This is a genomic window from Mycobacterium sp. 852014-52450_SCH5900713, from assembly GCF_001667075.1.
GTDB lineage: Bacteria > Actinomycetota > Actinomycetes > Mycobacteriales > Mycobacteriaceae > Mycobacterium.
Genome location: NZ_LZIL01000004.1, coordinates 1 through 1,039 on the forward strand (window position 1 = coordinate 1; position 1,039 = coordinate 1,039).

The 1,039-nt window shown below is 63.7% G+C and carries 1 protein-coding gene and 1 pseudogene; one reads left to right on the plus strand and one right to left on the minus strand.

The genetic code is table 11. The features are described 5' to 3' along the window. Positions 1-220: 220 nt before the first annotated feature. Positions 221-652: a nitroreductase family deazaflavin-dependent oxidoreductase gene (locus A5773_RS00840; RefSeq protein ID WP_066958288.1), complete on the minus strand. Its 432-nt coding sequence runs from the start codon at positions 650-652 to the stop codon at positions 221-223. A gap of 126 nt (positions 653-778) precedes the next feature. On the opposite strand from A5773_RS00840, the pseudogene A5773_RS00845 reads away from it, so the two are divergent. Further along, positions 779-1,039: pseudogene (locus A5773_RS00845) on the plus strand (ribonuclease BN); the annotation flags it as partial.

Sequence of the window (1,039 nt, forward strand, 5' to 3'; positions counted from 1 at the left end):
GACCCAGGGCACGCATTGATGCAAGTCCACGCTCCACACAAACCCCGCAGCGCAATTGGGGTCGGCCCGGCCGATCGCCGGCGCCGCGACCGCCGGCAACATCGCCAACCCGAGGGCGAACGCGCCGAATGCCCAGACACGTACCAACTGCTTGATTGTCATGTCGGTCTCCTCCCGGGCCCGATATTCATTTTGCGACACGTACCCATTGGCGGTGCTGTTATTCGGTAACCAGTTCGAAGACCGGGATGACCCGGTCGGTGCGCTCCTGATACTCGCCAAACCCGGGCGCCCGCTCGACGACGATCCGATAAACGGAATCGCGCTCGCCGCGGGGTAATTCGCGCACCGTCGCCGGCTTGGGGGCCTGTGAGCCGATCTCCACAGTCACCCGCGGGTTGGCGCGGATGTTGTGCACCCAGGCCGGGTTGCTGTCCCGGCCCGCGGCGGATCCGACGATATAGATTTTGCCGTCGACGTCGAAATAGGCGACGGGGTTCACCCGCTGTGCACCGCTGCGCGCACCGGTCGACGTCAACAGCAGCAACGGAAAGCCCTCGAACTGTCCCCCCACCTTGCCCCCGTTGCGGCGGAATTCCTCGATATTGCGCTCGTTGAAATCGCGCTCCGATTGCATTGCCTCATCGACCATCACCCCATCCTGGCATGGGCATCCGGCCACCGAGCGACCCGCGATTGATCGCCGCCGAATCCGGGTACCACCTGGGACATCCCATCGGGGGGGTATCCGCTTCCGTAGAAACGAAGTGAGCAAGAGATGGTCGGCTGGCTGGACAGGCTGCAGCGCCGAAACCGCGCGGCGGGTGTGGTGATCGGCGTCGTTTACAAATACCTCGACGATCAAGGCGGTTACCTGTCCGCCCTGATCACCTACTACGGGTTCGTGTCGCTGTTCCCGCTGTTGCTGCTGTTGACGACCGGCCTCGGGGTCATCCTGGCCGGACGCCCCGACCTGCAGGAACAAGTGCTGCACAGCACCTTGAGCCAATTCCCCGTCATCGGCAATCAGCTGCATGAG

Coding starts and splice junctions, on each gene's coding strand:
- A5773_RS00840 (WP_066958288.1), bottom strand. CDS start 652: ATGGTCGATGAGGCAATGCAATCGGAGCGCGATTTCAACGAGCGCAAT.